General features: G+C 73.6%; 16 protein-coding genes. 5 read left to right on the plus strand and 11 right to left on the minus strand.

All coding sequences use genetic code 11. The features are described 5' to 3' along the window. Positions 1-23: 23 nt before the first annotated feature. Positions 24-1,181, minus strand: coding sequence for a sensor histidine kinase (locus ACIPN7_RS11935; RefSeq protein WP_400541727.1), 1,158 nt, complete (start codon positions 1,179-1,181; stop codon positions 24-26). Between the two features lie 163 nt (positions 1,182-1,344). Between ACIPN7_RS11935 and ACIPN7_RS11940 the strand changes: the two genes are divergently transcribed. Together ACIPN7_RS11940 and ACIPN7_RS11945 are read left to right on the plus strand one after the other, a co-directional pair. Further along, positions 1,345-2,241: an ABC transporter ATP-binding protein gene (locus ACIPN7_RS11940; RefSeq protein ID WP_400541730.1), complete on the plus strand. Its 897-nt coding sequence runs from the start codon at positions 1,345-1,347 to the stop codon at positions 2,239-2,241. Positions 2,242-2,274: 33 nt separating this feature from the next. Further along, on the plus strand, positions 2,275-2,994 hold the full coding sequence (locus tag ACIPN7_RS11945; protein WP_400541733.1) for an ABC transporter permease: 720 nt from the start codon (positions 2,275-2,277) through the stop codon (positions 2,992-2,994). A gap of 94 nt (positions 2,995-3,088) precedes the next feature. Here the strand turns inward: ACIPN7_RS11945 and ACIPN7_RS11950 are convergent, their stop codons facing one another. From ACIPN7_RS11950 to ACIPN7_RS11990, 9 genes are all read right to left on the minus strand, one after another. Next, positions 3,089-3,853, minus strand: coding sequence for an ABC transporter permease (locus ACIPN7_RS11950; protein ID WP_400541736.1), 765 nt, complete (start codon positions 3,851-3,853; stop codon positions 3,089-3,091). After that, positions 3,850-4,683, minus strand: coding sequence for an ABC transporter ATP-binding protein (locus ACIPN7_RS11955; RefSeq protein WP_400541739.1), 834 nt, complete (start codon positions 4,681-4,683; stop codon positions 3,850-3,852). Before ACIPN7_RS11955 ends, ACIPN7_RS11950 begins: the two co-directional genes overlap by 4 nt. Before the next feature lie 34 nt (positions 4,684-4,717). Next, complete coding sequence (locus ACIPN7_RS11960) at positions 4,718-5,557, minus strand: DUF4097 family beta strand repeat-containing protein (RefSeq protein ID WP_400541742.1); 840 nt, start codon at positions 5,555-5,557, stop codon at positions 4,718-4,720. 107 nt (positions 5,558-5,664) lie between these two features. Then, entirely contained in the window at positions 5,665-6,195 is a 531-nt protein-coding gene (locus tag ACIPN7_RS11965; RefSeq protein WP_400541745.1) for a histidine kinase, read from the minus strand. Positions 6,196-6,344: 149 nt separating this feature from the next. Continuing rightward, positions 6,345-6,707 (minus strand): lipopolysaccharide assembly LapA domain-containing protein, encoded by a 363-nt coding sequence (locus tag ACIPN7_RS11970; RefSeq protein ID WP_400541748.1) that lies wholly within the window; start codon positions 6,705-6,707, stop codon positions 6,345-6,347. Positions 6,708-6,812: 105 nt separating this feature from the next. Next, positions 6,813-7,928 carry a fatty acid desaturase family protein gene (locus ACIPN7_RS11975; protein ID WP_400541751.1) on the minus strand — a complete coding sequence of 372 codons (1,116 nt, stop codon included), beginning with the start codon at positions 7,926-7,928 and terminating at the stop codon, positions 6,813-6,815. 28 nt (positions 7,929-7,956) lie between these two features. After that, positions 7,957-9,078 (minus strand): NAD(P)/FAD-dependent oxidoreductase, encoded by a 1,122-nt coding sequence (locus ACIPN7_RS11980; protein WP_400541754.1) that lies wholly within the window; start codon positions 9,076-9,078, stop codon positions 7,957-7,959. Between the two features lie 5 nt (positions 9,079-9,083). Beyond that, positions 9,084-9,611 (minus strand): isoprenylcysteine carboxyl methyltransferase family protein, encoded by a 528-nt coding sequence (locus ACIPN7_RS11985; RefSeq protein WP_400541757.1) that lies wholly within the window; start codon positions 9,609-9,611, stop codon positions 9,084-9,086. A gap of 1 nt (position 9,612) precedes the next feature. Next, positions 9,613-10,695 carry a type III polyketide synthase gene (locus ACIPN7_RS11990; RefSeq protein WP_400541760.1) on the minus strand — a complete coding sequence of 361 codons (1,083 nt, stop codon included), beginning with the start codon at positions 10,693-10,695 and terminating at the stop codon, positions 9,613-9,615. 67 nt (positions 10,696-10,762) lie between these two features. On the opposite strand from ACIPN7_RS11990, the gene ACIPN7_RS11995 reads away from it, so the two are divergent. Further along, a complete protein-coding gene (locus tag ACIPN7_RS11995; protein WP_400541763.1) occupies positions 10,763-11,626 on the plus strand; it encodes a UbiA family prenyltransferase in 864 nt (287 codons plus the stop codon). Positions 11,627-11,674: 48 nt separating this feature from the next. Beyond that, positions 11,675-12,346: an ANTAR domain-containing protein gene (locus ACIPN7_RS12000; protein ID WP_400541766.1), complete on the plus strand. Its 672-nt coding sequence runs from the start codon at positions 11,675-11,677 to the stop codon at positions 12,344-12,346. 36 nt (positions 12,347-12,382) lie between these two features. Here ACIPN7_RS12000 and ACIPN7_RS12005 read toward each other — a convergent pair whose 3' ends face one another. Then, positions 12,383-13,264, minus strand: coding sequence for an LLM class F420-dependent oxidoreductase (locus ACIPN7_RS12005; protein ID WP_400541769.1), 882 nt, complete (start codon positions 13,262-13,264; stop codon positions 12,383-12,385). Between the two features lie 167 nt (positions 13,265-13,431). Between ACIPN7_RS12005 and ACIPN7_RS12010 the strand changes: the two genes are divergently transcribed. Further along, positions 13,432-14,265: a class I SAM-dependent methyltransferase gene (locus ACIPN7_RS12010; protein ID WP_400541772.1), complete on the plus strand. Its 834-nt coding sequence runs from the start codon at positions 13,432-13,434 to the stop codon at positions 14,263-14,265. Positions 14,266-14,274: the final 9 nt, after the last annotated feature.

Here is a 14,274-nt window from a genome sequence, read left to right on the forward strand (position 1 = left end):
GGCCGCGCCGGAGCGGGCAGTGTTCATACAGGAAATGCGGCGGCTGTCACGAACCGCCCGTCCTCGATCCGCACGGTGAGCTCGCCGCCGTCGTCCGCCACCCGCCGCGAGAGGGTGGCGAGCCCGCGCAGCTCCGGGAGCGTGTCGTCCGCGACGCCGTCGTTGACCACGGTGAGGCCGTGCCCGGTGAGCTCGATGCGCACCAGCGTGGCCCGCGAGTGCCGCAGGATGTTCGTCGTCGTCTCCCGGAGCACCTGCGCCAGCAGGTCGGTCGCACGGGTGCCGGCCTCGGCCCGGCGGTCCACGCGCACGCGCATGCCCGCCGCCTCCAGGAGGTTGCGCGCGTTCTCCAGCTCCGCGGACAGGTTGAGCTTGCGCTGCCCGTAGGCCAGCTCCTTGGTCTGCGCGATCGTGTCGCCCACCAGGGTGTACATCTCGCGCAGCTCCTGCTCCACACGCGCGGTGTCGCTGTGCAGCAGCTTGCTCGCCAGCGCGATCTTCAGCTTGACCACGTGCAGGGTGTGGCCCTGGATGTCGTGCAGGTCGCTCGCGAACCGCATCCGCTCGCGCACCACCGCGAGCTCCGCGTCGCGCTCGCGCGCCTCCTCCAGCTCGGCCATGACGTCGTAGAACCCCTTGTTGGGGAACATCAGGCCGATCAGCACCACGGTGATCCCGGTCGGGATGATCACGTTGGCGAGCAGCTCGTCCACCCCGGCGTCGGGCGTCACGGCCAGGCCGAGGGCGCCGACGACGGCGACGTACGCGGCCACCGTGACCGCCGCGGCCCCGCGGTGGCGCGGCAGCTGGGCGACGCTCATGCCGGCGATGACGGCCAGTGCGTAGTAGGCCGCCTGCGGGTCGCCGTCGATCACCAGCACCCCGTAGGGCCAGACCGCGGCGGCCACCAGGAGGCACGGCAGCGCGACCCGGTTGATCTCGCCGACCGTCCAGCGCTCGAAGGCCACCACGACCGCCACGATCCCGAGTCCGAGGACGACGACGTCCAGCGGCGTCTGCGCCTGGCGCACCAGCATGAACACGCCGACGGCGACGAGCAGCGGCAGCATCATCGACAGGTTGAGCGTGCGGAACCGCCGCCGCGAGAGCCGGGTGGCGGCGGGCGACCAGGGGGCCGGCGGGAACGGGCCGCGCCCCGGGCGAGCAGATCCAGCGTTCATGGGTGGGTCTTCTCGTCGATCGGCAGGGAACCCCTCCCAGTATGGTCGCCGCGCGCGGGCGCAGCAGTGACGCTGCGTCATACGTTCCGCACCCGGATGTCATGCCGCGGACCTGACGTCAGCACACTGGTCCGGGGCGCCCGCGGCGGGTGTGCTGGAGGGCATGACGACAACCCCCGCCATCGACATCGACCGGCTGAACGTCACCTACGGTGACTTCCACGCGGTCAAGGACCTCTCGTTCCAGGTGGAGCAGGGCGAGCTGTACGCGCTGCTGGGCACCAACGGCGCGGGCAAGACCTCGACCCTGGAGGTCGTCGAGGGGCACCGCAGGGCGACGTCGGGCACGGTGCGCGTGCTCGGCAAGGACCCCGCCGACCGGCGCGCGGTGCGGCCCCGCATGGGCATCATGCTCCAGGAGAGCGGCTTCTCCCCCGACCTCACCGTCGCCGAGACGGTCCGGCTGATCGGGAGGCTGAGCGGCCGTGCCGACTCGGCGGAGCGGGTGCTGGGCGTCGTCGACCTCACCCGCAAGGCCGACACCCGGGTGTCGCAGCTCTCCGGCGGCGAGAAGCGGCGGCTCGACTTCGCCACGGCCGTGTACGGGCGGCCCGAGCTGGTCTTCCTGGACGAGCCCACGACCGGCCTGGACATCCAGTCGCGCGACGCGCTGTGGGACGCCGTCGAGCAGCTCCGCGAGGACGGCTCCACCGTGGTGCTCACCACCCACTACCTGGAGGAGGCGCAGCAGCGCGCCGACCGCATCGGCCTGATGCACCAGGGAACGTTCCGCCACCAGGGCACCGTGGCCGAGCTGACCCGCACCCTGCCCGCGGCCATCCAGTTCTCGCTCCCGCCGGGTGCGCCCGCGCCGCTGCTGCAGGCCGCACCGCTGGCCGACGGGTCCTACCAGATCGAGACGTTCGACCTGCAGAAGGACCTCAAGCTGCTCCTCGACTGGGCCCACGCGCACTCGGTCGAGCTGGTCGGCCTGTCCGCCGCGCCGACCCGGCTCGACGACGTGTTCCGCGCCATCGAGGCCGAACCCGTCCCCGCCTGAGCCACCTGAACCGCAGAAACGGAAACCACCACCATGCTCTCCATCGCACGCAGCGAGCTCATCCAGATCCTCCGCAACCGGGCCGTGCTGATCACCAGCCTGATCATGCCCGTGGCGGCCAGCGTCTTCTTCATCCGGTTCCGGGAGACGTTCGAGCAGATCGGCAGCCTCGGCTACATCGGCGCCGTGATCGTCTTCACGATCGCCGCGTTCAGCCTCTACGCCACCACGGTGACCACCCTGGCCGCCCGCCGTCAGGACCTCTTCCTCAAGCGCCTGCGCTCCACCGCGGCCGGCGACGCGTCCATCCTGACCGGCCTGGTGCTGCCGATCAGCGTGCTCTCCGCGGTCCAGGTAGGCCTGATCCTCGCGGTGTTCGCCGGGCTGAGCGGCGGGCCCGCCGACGTGCCGCTCCTGGTGCTCGCGGTCGTCGCGACGTTCGTCATGATGCTCGCCCTGGGGCTGGCCACCGCGGGGATCACGAACTCGCCCGAGCACGCCCAGGTCACCTCGCTGCCCCTGAGCCTGGGGGTCGTGGCCGTGACGAGCTGGGTGGGGATCACCGGCACGGAGGAGCTCACGCTGCTCAAGCGGCTGCTGCCCGGCGGGGCGGCCACCGAGCTCGTCGTCAACGCCTGGAACGGCGGCGTGCCGCTCGCCGACTCGCTGCTGCTGCTCGCACCCACGCTCGCCTGGGTCGTCGTGGCGGTCACGCTCGCCCTGCGGATGTTCCGCTGGGAGCCGCGGCGCTGAGCCGCGCACGACGGCGCCGCGCCGTCCGCTCCCTGGGGTGGGGCGGACGGCGCGGCGCTCTTCTCGTGGGCCGACGGCGCGGGGGCCGACGCCGTCAGCTGATCTTGCGCTTGTACGCGGCGATCGCGAAGCCGTAGGCGACCACGAGGATCCCGACCAGCCAGCCGAGCGCGATCCAGATGTCGTTGCCGACGGGCTGCTGGGCGAACAGGGCGCGGATGGTGTCCACGATCGAGGTCACCGGCTGGTTCTCGGCGAACCAGGCGACCGGGCCGGGCATGGTCTCGGTGGGCACGAACGCCGAGCTGATGAACGGCAGGAAGATCAGCGGGTAGCTGAACGCGCTCGCGCCGTCCACGGTCTTGGCCGAGAGCCCGGCGATCACCGCGAGCCAGGTCAGGGCCAGGGTGAACAGGGCCAGGATGCCGGCCACGGCGAGCCAGTCGAGCAGCGAGGCTCCGGTACGGAACCCCATGAGCAGCGCGACACCGATGACGATCGCCACCGAGATCAGGTTGGACACCACGGACGTGAGCACGTGCGCCCACAGCACGCTGGAGCGCGCGATCGGCATCGACTGGAAGCGTTCGAAGATGCCGCCCTGCATGTCGAGGAACAGCCGGTAGGCGGTGTACGCGATGCCCGAGGCGATGGTGATGAGCAGGATGCCGGGGAGCATGTAGTTGACGTACGACTCGCCGGTGCCGGTGTTGATGGCGCCGCCCAGCACGTAGACGAACAGGAGCATCAGCGCGATCGGCGTGACGGCCGTGGTGATGATCGTGTCGGGGCTGCGCAGGATGTGGCGCAGGGAGCGGCCGGTGAGCACACCGGTGTCGCCCAGGACGTGGGAGGTCATCGGGATTCCTTTCCTGCCGCGGCGGTGCCGCTGGTCTCTTCGTTCGTGGTGGGCTCGGCCGGGTCGGGCTCGCCGACGAGGGTGAGGAACACGTCCTCGAGGGAGGGCTGCTTCTCCACGTACTCGACCTTGGCCGGCGGCAGGAGCGCCTTGAGCTCGGCCAGGGTGCCGTTCTGGATGATGGTGCCCTTGTGCAGGATCGCGATGCGGTCGGCGAGCTGCTCGGCCTCGTCGAGGTACTGCGTGGTCAGCAGCACCGTGGTGCCGTTGTTCGCGAGCTCCTTGACGGTCTGCCACACCTCGATCCGGGCCTGCGGGTCCAGGCCGGTGGTGGGCTCGTCGAGGAAGATGATCGGCGGGTTGCCGATCAGGCTCATCGCGATGTCGAGCCGGCGGCGCATGCCGCCCGAGTAGGTGGCGGCCCTGCGGCCGCCCGCGTCGGTCAGCGAGAAGCGGGCCAGCAGGTTGTCGGCCACGGCGCCCGGGTCCGGCATGTGGCGCAGCTTCGCCACGAGCACCAGGTTCTCCCGGCCCGAGAGGATCTCGTCGACCGCGGCGAACTGCCCGGTCAGGCTGATCGACTCGCGCACGTCGCCGGCCTGCGTGCCGACGTCGAAGCCGTGCACGGTGGCGGTGCCCGCGTCGGCCTTGAGCAGCGTCGACAGGATCCGCACGAGCGTGGTCTTGCCCGCGCCGTTCGAGCCGAGCAGGGCGAAGATGCTGCCGGCCGCGACGTCGAAGTCGACGCCGCGCAGCACGTGCAGGTCCTTGAAGGACTTCTCGATGCCGTGCACCCGGATGGCGGGTGCCGTGGCCTGGTCGGTGGTCATGTCCAGTTCTCCTTCGCTGGGGGAAATCTCTGGGTCAGGGGCGGCGGACGACGATGTCGCCGTGGCCGGTGCTGGCGTGGATCTCGGCGGTCGACTCGTTCTCGACCGGGCCCTCGGTGGGGGTCAGGTGGTTGCGGACGCTGCCGTGCTCGGAGGCGACGTCGAGGTAGGCAGCCACGCCCTCGGGCACGCCGACCTCGATCGAGCCGTAGGAGTTCGTGAGCGTGGCGCTGCCGGACTCCAGGTTGTTGACCCGGATGCCCGCGTGCGCGGACTTCACGGTGAGGGTGCCGCGCACCTGGCTGACCATGATGTCGGCGTGCGCGCCCTGCACCTGGAGGGTGCCGGTGACGGAGCCGACGGTCGTGGTGCCGTTGCTCGCGCGGATCGTGGCGTCGCCCGCGATCTCGTCGACGCGCACCGAGCCGGCGCTCACCTTGATGTCGGTGGGGCCCAGGGCCCGGCGGACCGCGACGGACCCGGCGGAGACCTTGAGGGTGACCCGGTCGACGTCGTCCAGCGTCACGTTGCCGGCGTTCAGCGTCATGTCGACGGCCCCGAGGGCGCCCTCGGCGTAGAGCGAGCCGGTCTTGCCGCGCAGCTCGGATCCCGTGGGCAGCTCGACGGTGATGTCGGCGGTGCCGGCCGCGAACGGCAGCACGTACTGCTTCCACGAGTTCGGGTAGGTGATCGTGACGGCGTCGCCGTCCCGCTCGACGCGGACCTCCTCGGCGGCGCGCACGCTGCCGGACTTCTTGTCGGTGGGCAGCACGGTGACGACGACGTCGTCCCGCTCACCGGCGACGACGTGCAGGTTGCCGAACGGCACGTCCACGACGACGGGGACCGGGTGGGGGGCGGGGAAGGTAGGCATGGCAAGGCTCCAAGGCTGTGAATACGGAAGAGGGTCTGATGTCTGTGGTGTCGTGTGGTGTCACGCGTCGAGGCAGATGGTGCCGCGGCGCGCGGTGGCGCGTGCGGTCAGCGCACCCATCCGGTGACGCGGCTGTTGGCGCGCTGCTCGGGGCTGGTCGGCGCGGCCGGGCGACCGGGCGGCCGCTCGACGGCGGCGGCCACCGCCCGTACCAGCCAGGTGTTGACGGAGACGCCGTCGCGCGCGGCGGCGACCTCGGCCTGCGTCTTGAGGTGGTCGGGCAGGCGCAGGGTGGTCCGGGTGGTGGCTCCCGCCTCGGCGTCCGCAAGGGCCGACGCCGGTGCGGGGACCTGGGCGGACGCGGCGGCCGCCGGTTCCGCGGCAGGCGCGGGCGCGGCGGGGGCGGTGACGACGAACTCCGGGGAGCCGCCGCGCAGGCGCACGTCCACCGAGCCCGGGGCGAGCTCTGCCGAGATCTCCCCCGCCGCGTCGGAGAGCGCGTTGAGCAGGACGAGGCGCGCGGCGGCGTCGAGCGGTGCGGTCAGCCGCGCGGCGAGCTCGCGGGTGTCGTCACCGCCGGCGGCAGCGGCCGTGGCGAGCTGGCGCTGCAGTTCGTCTGCGTATCGGTTCAGGTCCATGGCACCACTATGACACCTTCGTGGTGTCACCGCAAGAGCTTTGACGCCATTGATGACACCACGTTGGCGTCAGGCGGCGACCCACCCTGTCGTCGCCGCCCCGGATCGCCGCCGCGGCCTCAGCCGCCGCGCTCTCAGCCCCCGCGCTCTCAACCGCCGCGGTGGGCGCGCCGCCGGCTCCGAGAGACGCGGATGGTGCCGACGACGAGGGCGATGATCGCGACGCCGGCCCCGGCGATGAGCAGTGCGACAGCGAGCGGGACCGAGCCCTGCATGCCCAGGAACGAGACGAGCACCGGCTGGGTGTTCTGCAGCACGAAGACGATCAGGGCGGCCAGCATGAGCGCGGCGACGCAGCTGCCGAACCAGACCCCTCCGACCCGAGCCCTGGACGGCTTGACCGTGTGCGTGCTGGTCCGGTGGATGTGTTCCGGACGGACGGCGTCGTGGCCGGGCCTGCTCGGGTTGCCGTTGGTCGCGGACGGCAGCGGTGGGGTGGGAACGGTGGCCATGACGGCCTCCCTGGGGGGTTCCGGGCCCGCGCACCTCAGGCGGGGCACGTTCGCCCGGATACCTTCGACTGTACGCGCCCGGGCGCCCCGCGAGGGCGCGGCGCGTCAGCGGCCCAGCTGGGCCGCGAGCGGGCAGGAGAACGGGTCGCGCGCGCGGTGCTCAACGTCGTTCAGGTAGCGGACGACGATCCCGTAGGAGCGGAAGAACCCCACCTCGGTGTACGTCACGCCGAGGGTCGAGCAGAACTCGCGTACCAGCGGCTGGACGCGCCGGAGCGCGGGCCGGGGCATGCTCGGGAAGAGGTGGTGCTCGATCTGCCGGTTGAGGCCGCCCATGAAGAAGTCGACCACGGCGTTGCCCCGGATGTTGCGCGACATGAGCACCTGGCGGCGGAGGAAGTCGATCTCGGTACCGGCCGGGACGATCGGCATCCCCTTGTGGTTGGGGGCGAACGCGCCGCCCAGCAGCACGCCGAACAGGCCGAGCTGCACGGCGAGGAAGGCGGCGGCGAGCGCGGGCGGCAGCAGGATCAGGAGCACGGCGATGTTCAGGGCCAGGCGGGTCAGCAGCACAGGGGCCTCTACTGCGCGGTGCACCACGGGCGCGGTGCCGAGCACGGTGCGCACGCTGGCCACGTGCAGGTTGAGGCCTTCGAGCGTCAGCAGCGGGAAGAAGAACCAGCCCTGCCGGCGGGCGAACTGGTGCCGCCAGCCCTTGCGGCTCGCCAGGACGGCCGGTGTGAAGGCGATGACGCCGGGCGAGATGTCCGGGTCGCTCTGCTCCTGGTTCGGGGCGGTGTGGTGGGCGTCGTGCTTCGTGGTCCACCACGCGTGGCTCACGCCGACGAACACGTTCGCCAGGACCCGGCCCGTCCAGTCGTTCCACGCCCGCGAGCGGAAGATCTGGCGGTGGGAGCTGTCGTGGCCGAGGAACGCGAGCTGGGCCAGCACGACGGCGAGCGCCACGGCGAGCAGGAGCTGCCACCACGAGTCGCCGACGAGCACGATCGCCGTCCAGACCAGCCCGAAGGCCGCGACGGTGCCGATCAGGCGGGTCCAGTAGTACCCGTACCGCCGACGGTGCAGGCCCGACTCCCGCACCACCTTCGCCAGGACCGAGTAGTCGCGGACCACCTGCCTGGCGGGCCTGCGGCGGGCCGCGGTTCCTGCCGGGCCCGGCTGCTCACCCGGATCGGACGCGCCGATCGCTCGTTCGCCCACGCCCCCACCGTACTCCCGCACGCGTCGCTCAGCGGGCCAGCCGGTCGACCACGGCACCGTAGAGCCACGGCAGCCGGGCCGCGGCGGGCACGATGGCGCCGCGTGCGGGTCCCGACGCCCACGCGACCAGGCCTGTGGTGAGCACGCGGTAGTCGCGCGTCACCGTGCGCCAGGCGCGCTCGTACGCCTCGGCGTCCTCCAGGTGGCGGACGGCGGCGGCGGCCTGCGCGAGCCCCACCCGGACCCCCTCGCCGGTCAGCGCGTCGACGTACCCCGACGCGTCACCCACGAGCCGCACCCGTCCGGCGCTGCGCCGCCGCGACCGGCGCAGCAGCGGGCCCGCGCCGAGCAGTGTCCCGGTGGGTTCGGCCACCGCGAGCCGGGCGGCGAGCTCCGGGAACTGCGAGCGCAGCAGCGTGTCGAACCCCGCCCCGGTCACGGTGCGGGGTGCGAGCAGCGCGACGCCGACGAGATCGGGGGCGACCGGCGTCACATAGGCCTCGGCGTGCGGCGACCAGTGCACCTCGACGAGGTCGGTCCACGGCGTGACGGCAAAGTGCCGGCGCAGGCCGTACCGGTTGCCGGCCGGCCGGCCGGCCCCGGGCCCCGGGCGGACGTCGAGCCCGGCCAGGCGGCGGACCGCGGAGTGCAGGCCGTCGCACCCGAGCAGCCAGGGGGCGCGCAGGGTGACCGGGTCGCCGTCGGCCGCGTCCCCGGCCGGGTGGCCGTCGTCCGCCCGGCCGGGCGTCACCTCGATCTCGACCCCCGCGGCGTCCTGCCGCAGGGCGGTGACCCGCCCGCACCTGCGGCGCGCGCCGACGTCGGCGGCGCGGGCCCGCAGGGCGTCGTGCAGGGCGGTGCGCCGAACGCCCCGCCCGGGTCCGGCGGTGAACTCGTGGTCGGCGTGCCGGCCGGGCGCCCGGTAGCTGATCCCGGTCAGCACGTGGCCCGGCGGGTCGGCGCCGAGCGCCTGCACGGCCCGCAGCGCGCCGGGCAGCAGGCCCTCGCCGCAGGCCTTGTCGAGGGTGCCGGCCCGGTGGTCCACGACCAGGACGTCGAGACCCGCGGCGCACGCGTGCACGGCGGCGGCCAGGCCGACCGGCCCGGCACCCACCACCAGGACGTCCGCGTCGGCGGCGCCCCGGCCCATGCCGCTCACCCCGCCTCGGGCACGGCCTGCCGGAGCGCCCGGTCCTCGGCCGGGATGCGGAAACGGGCGAGCAGCACCGCGTTCAGCACGGTGAACGTGAGGGCCGTGACCCAGCACGTGTGCACCAGCGGCAGCGCGATCCCCTCGACCACCACGGCCACGTAGTTGGGGTGGCGCAGCCACCGGTACGGCCCGCCGGTCACGAGCGGCAGGCCCGGCACCACGATGACGCGGGTGTTCCAGCGGTGCCCCAGTGTGGCGACGCACCACCAGCGCAGCGCCTGGCTCGCGAGCACGAGCACGAGCATCGGCCAGCCCAGCCACGGCAGGAACGGTCGGTCGGCGAGCACGGCCTCCGCGACGCACGCCACCAGCAGCCCGGTGTGCAGCGCCACCATCGCCGGGAAGTGCCCCCGGCCCGACTCGACACCGCCGCGCTCGAACGACCACCGGGCGTTGCGGGCCGACACGACGAGCTCGGCGAGGCGCTCCACGCCCGTCGCCGCCACGAGCGCGATGTAGAACCCGAGCATCTCAGCGTCCCTCCAGCCGCAGCAGCACCAGCTCGCACGACACCCCGGGGCCGAACGCCATGAGCACGGCGGGCGAGCCGGGCGGCGCCTCGGCACTCTCCAGGGTCCTGGCCAGGACGTCCAGCACGGAGACCGAGGAGAGGTTGCCGGCGCTCGCGAGGCTCGCGCGGCTCTCCCGGACGGCGTCCTCGGACAGCCCGAGCGCGTCCCGCACCGCGTCGATCACGCGCGGCCCGCCCGCGTGCACCACCCAGGTGGGCACCTGGGCCGGCGTGAGGCCGTGGTCGGCCAGCAGCCCCTTGACGTCGGCGAGCAGGTGCGCGCCCAGCAGGTCGGGCAGATCGGCCGAGAGCACGATCGCGAACCCGGTGTCCCGCACCTCCCAGCCCAGGGCGTCCGTGGTGCCCGGGTAGAGCTGGGAGCGGGTGTCCAGCACGCGGGCCGTCCGGCGTCCGCCCTCCGCGCGCGCCAGCGGGTGCTGCGCGCCCACGACGACGGCCGCCGCCGCGCCGTCGCCGAACAGCCCGGACGCCACCAGGTTGGCCGCCGAGTCGTCGTGGTGCTGCAGCGTGAGGGAGCACAGCTCGACCGCGACCAGGAGCGACACGTCACGCGGCCGGCCCAGCAGGTGGTCGTGCACCCGCGCCAGCCCGCCCGCGCCGCCCGCGCAGCCCAGACCGAACGACGGCGTGCGCCGCACGTCCCCGCGCAGCCCGAGCCGCTCCGACAGGAGCACGTCCAGCGACGGCGCCGCCACCCCCGTCACCGAGGTGGCGAACACGTGGTCGACCTCCCCCGGCTCGACCCCCGCCGCGGCCAGCGCCCGGCGGCAGGCCTGCTCCGCCAGCAGCGTGCCCTCCCGGACGAACACCGCGTTGGACGCGCCCATCGACCCCAGCCCCGCGTACTCCTCCAGCGGCAGCACCAGGTGCCGGCTGCGCACGCCGGCGCTCGCGTGCAGCCGCCGCAGCAGCGCGGCCCGCGACGGGTCCGGCGTCACCAGGGGCGCCACGGCCTCGGTGATCGCCTCCTGGGCGTACACGTTCGGGGGCAGAACCGCCTCGACCGCAACGACTCGCGACACCTAAGCATCGTGACCCACGACCGGCCCAGCCGCGCGGGGAGAACTCGCCGGGACTAGCGTTCCGCCCATGATGACCGGCACCGGTGCCCGCCGCCTCGGCCGCGGCCTCGTGCTCGCGAGCCACCCCGCCCCCGCCGTCGTGGTCACCGCCCTGGCCGCCGGGCTCGCCGCCGCCCTCGGGTCCCCGGCCGGCGTCGTCACGCTGGTCGCCGCGGCCGTCGGCACCGGCCAGCTCTCCGTCGGGTGGTCCAACGACTGGATCGACGCGCCCCGCGACCTGGCCGTGCACCGCGCCGACAAACCCGTCGTGCAGGGGCTCGTCACCGCCACCACCCTGCGCACCGCCGCCCTCACGGCGCTCGCCGTCTGTGTCGCCACGTCGCTGGCGGCGGGCCTCGCGGCCGGGGCCGCGCACCTGGTGGCCGTCGCCGGGGCGTGGGCCTACAACGCCCGGCTCAAGTCCACCGCCTGGTCCTGGCTGCCCTACGCGCTCTCGTTCGGGCTGCTGGCGGTCTTCGTCGTGCTCGCGGCGCCCGGCCCGCGCGTCCCGGCACCCTGGGCGGTCCTCGCGGCGGCGCTGCTGGGCGTGGGCGCGCACGTCGCCAACACCCTGCCCGACCTGGAGGACGACGCCGCCACCGGCGTGCGCGGCCTGCCCCACCGGCTCGGCCGCCGGGCGTCCGGCGTGCTCGCGCCCGCCCTCCTGACCGCGGCGGTCGCCGTCGTGGTCGTCGGTCCGGCAGGGCCCCCGGCACCCGCCGCCTGGGCCGGCGGCGCGGTCGCCGTCGTCCTGGCCCTCGCCGCCGGGGTCGTGGCCGTGACCCGGCCCCGCAGCCGCGCGCCGTTCGCGCTCAGCCTGTGCGTCGCCGTGGTGTGCGTGGTGCTGCTGGCCCTGGCCGCCCCCGAGATCGCCGTGAGCCCCGGCGCATAGTGTGAGAGCCTGACGGTCCGGCCTGGCAACGAAGGTAGGTCTGATGCGATGAGAATCTCGACGTCCCCCCACGACCTCGCGCGGCGGGCCGCCGTCGTGCTCGGCTCCGGCCTCGAGGCCAGCATCATCTTCCAGGAGCACGGGGTGTCGGTCGCCGCGGGCAGCAGCACCGCCGCTGCCGCCCGGTGCGACCAGGCAGAGGCCCGGGCCGAGACCGGACCCTGCATCGACTCCATCCACCTGGGAACGGTCCAGGTCGTGCCGGTCGTCGCCGAGTCGGCGGGCTGGGACGCCTGGCAGGCCCAGACCCTGCGCGAGGGCTTCGTCTCCGCGCTCGCGGTCCCCGCCTTCGTCAACGACGACGTCGCCGTCGCGCTCAACCTGTACTCCCGCGCGCCGGACCCCTGGAACAACGAGCTCCTGACCGCGGCGGACGGGTACGCCCAGCTCGCCGCGTCCCTGGTCGCCCTGCACCTGGAGCTCGCCGAGCTGGAGGACGCCACCGCGGGCCTCTACCGCCAGCTCTCCGACACCGCCGCGATCGAGCGCGCCGTCGGGGCCGTCATGCACTCCAACGACACCAGCGAGAACGAGGCGAGACGGATCATCGAGTCCGCCTCCAGGAACCGCAACGTCACGGAGCGGGACGTGGCCGAGACCATCCTGCGTGCCCTGGTCGTCACCGACGTGCCCCCGCCCGAGGAGGAGCCCGGCGCCTGAGCGGGACCGCTCCGGCGCCGGGCCACCCCGAACCGGTCAGACCTCGTTCAGCCGGGGCACGACCTTCTCGGCCAGCGCGGTCGCCCACGGGACCGGGTTCTCGTACGGCGTCGGCATCAGGCCCACGAGCGAGACACCCAGCGCCCGGTACCGCTCCATGTCCTTCAGGAACGCGTCCGTGTCACCGGTCGCGTCACCCTGGTAGAGCATCGTCTTCTCGATCGCGTCGTAGTCGGTCCCGAGGCGCTCGCAGTGCCCGCGCAGCACGTCCAGCTTGTGCGCGACCGTCGCCAGGGCCTCGTCGCCCGGCCCGCCGAACAGGTTGCACGCCTGCCCGTACTGGGCCACGAGCCGCAGCGTCTTCTGCTCGCCGCCCCCGCCGATCATCACCGGCACGGTGCCGCGGGGCGGCTGCGGCAGGTTGATCGTCTCGGCGAGCTGGTAGTGCTTGCCCTCGAACGCGCCGTCGTCGTCCGACCACATCTGGCGGCAGATCTGGAGGGTCTCCTCCAGCCGCTCGAACCGCTCCGCCGTCGACGGGAACGGCACGCCCAGACCCGCGTGCTCACGGTCGTACCAGGCCGCACCGATGCCCAGCATCGCGCGGCCGCGCGAGAGCACGTCCAGCGTGGAGACCGTCTTGGCCAGGAGGCCGGGGCGCCGGTAGGTGACCCCCGTGACCAGCAGGCTCAGCCGGACGTTCTTGGTGACGCCGGCAAGGTAGCCGAGCGAGGTGTAGCCCTCCAGCATGGGCTCGTACGGCCCGCCGGAGCTGAGCATCTGGAACCAGTGGTCCATGACCGTGAAGAGGTTCACGCCGCCCTCGTCGGCGATCTGCGCGGTCTCGGTGAGGCGGTCGGCCAGAGTGGTCTCCCACTCGGGATGGGTGAACGTGAAGTAGTGCAGCCCAAGATCCATGGCTCCGACCCTAGCACCCGGTTGTCATGGTCTGACGCTCATGTCGTGATCTGCCACGCCATGCCGGACCGGGTGAGTTTCGGGCCTGTGGTGGTGCGCCGTCCGGACCCGGCGTTGACTGGACGCTGCGGGGGCGACCACCGAACGGCACGAGCCGAGGAGCAGTCATGACCGACACCGACCGCGTCCCGCCCGAGGTCCTCACCGCCGTCGGCGCCAAGCACCGCGCGCTGTGGGCGCTCGGCGACTACCCGGCGGTCGCCACCGAGGTGATCCCCGCGCTGGGCCCCGTCCTGGTCGAGGCTGCCGGGGTGCGGCCGGGCGACCGGGTGCTCGACGTCGGCGCCGGGTCCGGCAACGCCGCCATCCCCGCCGCGCTCGCGGGCGCGCAGGTCGTCGCGGCCGACCTCACGCCCGAGCTGTTCGACGCCGGGCGTGCGATCGCCGCGGCCCGGGGGGCCGAGCTCACCTGGGCCGAGGCCGACGCCCACGCGCTCCCGTACGACGACGGCGCGTTCGACACCGTGCTGTCCTGCGTCGGTGTCATGTTCGCCCCGTTCCACCAGACCGCCGCGGACGAGCTGGTCCGGGTGACACGGCCCGACGGGACGATCGGGCTCGTCGCCTGGACGCCGGCCGGGTTCATCGGCCAGATGTTCGCCGCGATGAAGCCCTACGCCCCCGCTCCCCCGCCCGGCGCGGAGCCGCCGCCGCTGTGGGGCGACGAGGAGCACGTACGCGCGCTGCTGGGCGACCGGGTCACCGACGTGCGCGCCGAGGTGCGGTCGCTGCCCGTCACCCGGTTCGCCACGGGCACCGAGTTCCGCGACTTCTTCAAGGCCGTGTACGGCCCCACCATCGCGGTGTACCGCAACGTGGCCGACGACGCCGCGCGCACCGCCGAGCTCGACGGCACGCTCCTCGACCTGGCCGCCCGGTTCCAGGGTCTCGACGGCTCGATGGGCTGGGAGTACCTGCTGTTCACCGCGCGGCGGGCGTGACCTCCGCCG

Origin of the sequence: Promicromonospora sp. NPDC090134, from assembly GCF_044746965.1 — a bacterium.
Taxonomy (GTDB): Bacteria; Actinomycetota; Actinomycetes; order Actinomycetales; family Cellulomonadaceae; genus Promicromonospora.

Excerpts from the sequence above, each read along its gene's own strand:
- ACIPN7_RS11935 (WP_400541727.1), bottom strand. The coding sequence starts at position 1,181 with ATGAACGCTGGATCTGCTCGCCCGGGGCGCGGCCCGTTCCCGCCGGCC.
- ACIPN7_RS11940 (WP_400541730.1), top strand. The coding sequence starts at position 1,345 with ATGACGACAACCCCCGCCATCGACATCGACCGGCTGAACGTCACCTAC.
- ACIPN7_RS11945 (WP_400541733.1), top strand. The coding sequence starts at position 2,275 with ATGCTCTCCATCGCACGCAGCGAGCTCATCCAGATCCTCCGCAACCGG.
- ACIPN7_RS11950 (WP_400541736.1), bottom strand. The coding sequence starts at position 3,853 with ATGACCTCCCACGTCCTGGGCGACACCGGTGTGCTCACCGGCCGCTCC.
- ACIPN7_RS11955 (WP_400541739.1), bottom strand. The coding sequence starts at position 4,683 with ATGACCACCGACCAGGCCACGGCACCCGCCATCCGGGTGCACGGCATC.
- ACIPN7_RS11960 (WP_400541742.1), bottom strand. The coding sequence starts at position 5,557 with ATGCCTACCTTCCCCGCCCCCCACCCGGTCCCCGTCGTCGTGGACGTG.
- ACIPN7_RS11965 (WP_400541745.1), bottom strand. The coding sequence starts at position 6,195 with ATGGACCTGAACCGATACGCAGACGAACTGCAGCGCCAGCTCGCCACG.
- ACIPN7_RS11970 (WP_400541748.1), bottom strand. The coding sequence starts at position 6,707 with ATGGCCACCGTTCCCACCCCACCGCTGCCGTCCGCGACCAACGGCAAC.
- ACIPN7_RS11980 (WP_400541754.1), bottom strand. The coding sequence starts at position 9,078 with ATGGGCCGGGGCGCCGCCGACGCGGACGTCCTGGTGGTGGGTGCCGGG.
- ACIPN7_RS11985 (WP_400541757.1), bottom strand. The coding sequence starts at position 9,611 with ATGCTCGGGTTCTACATCGCGCTCGTGGCGGCGACGGGCGTGGAGCGC.
- ACIPN7_RS11995 (WP_400541763.1), top strand. The coding sequence starts at position 10,763 with ATGATGACCGGCACCGGTGCCCGCCGCCTCGGCCGCGGCCTCGTGCTC.
- ACIPN7_RS12000 (WP_400541766.1), top strand. The coding sequence starts at position 11,675 with ATGAGAATCTCGACGTCCCCCCACGACCTCGCGCGGCGGGCCGCCGTC.
- ACIPN7_RS12005 (WP_400541769.1), bottom strand. The coding sequence starts at position 13,264 with ATGGATCTTGGGCTGCACTACTTCACGTTCACCCATCCCGAGTGGGAG.
- ACIPN7_RS12010 (WP_400541772.1), top strand. The coding sequence starts at position 13,432 with ATGACCGACACCGACCGCGTCCCGCCCGAGGTCCTCACCGCCGTCGGC.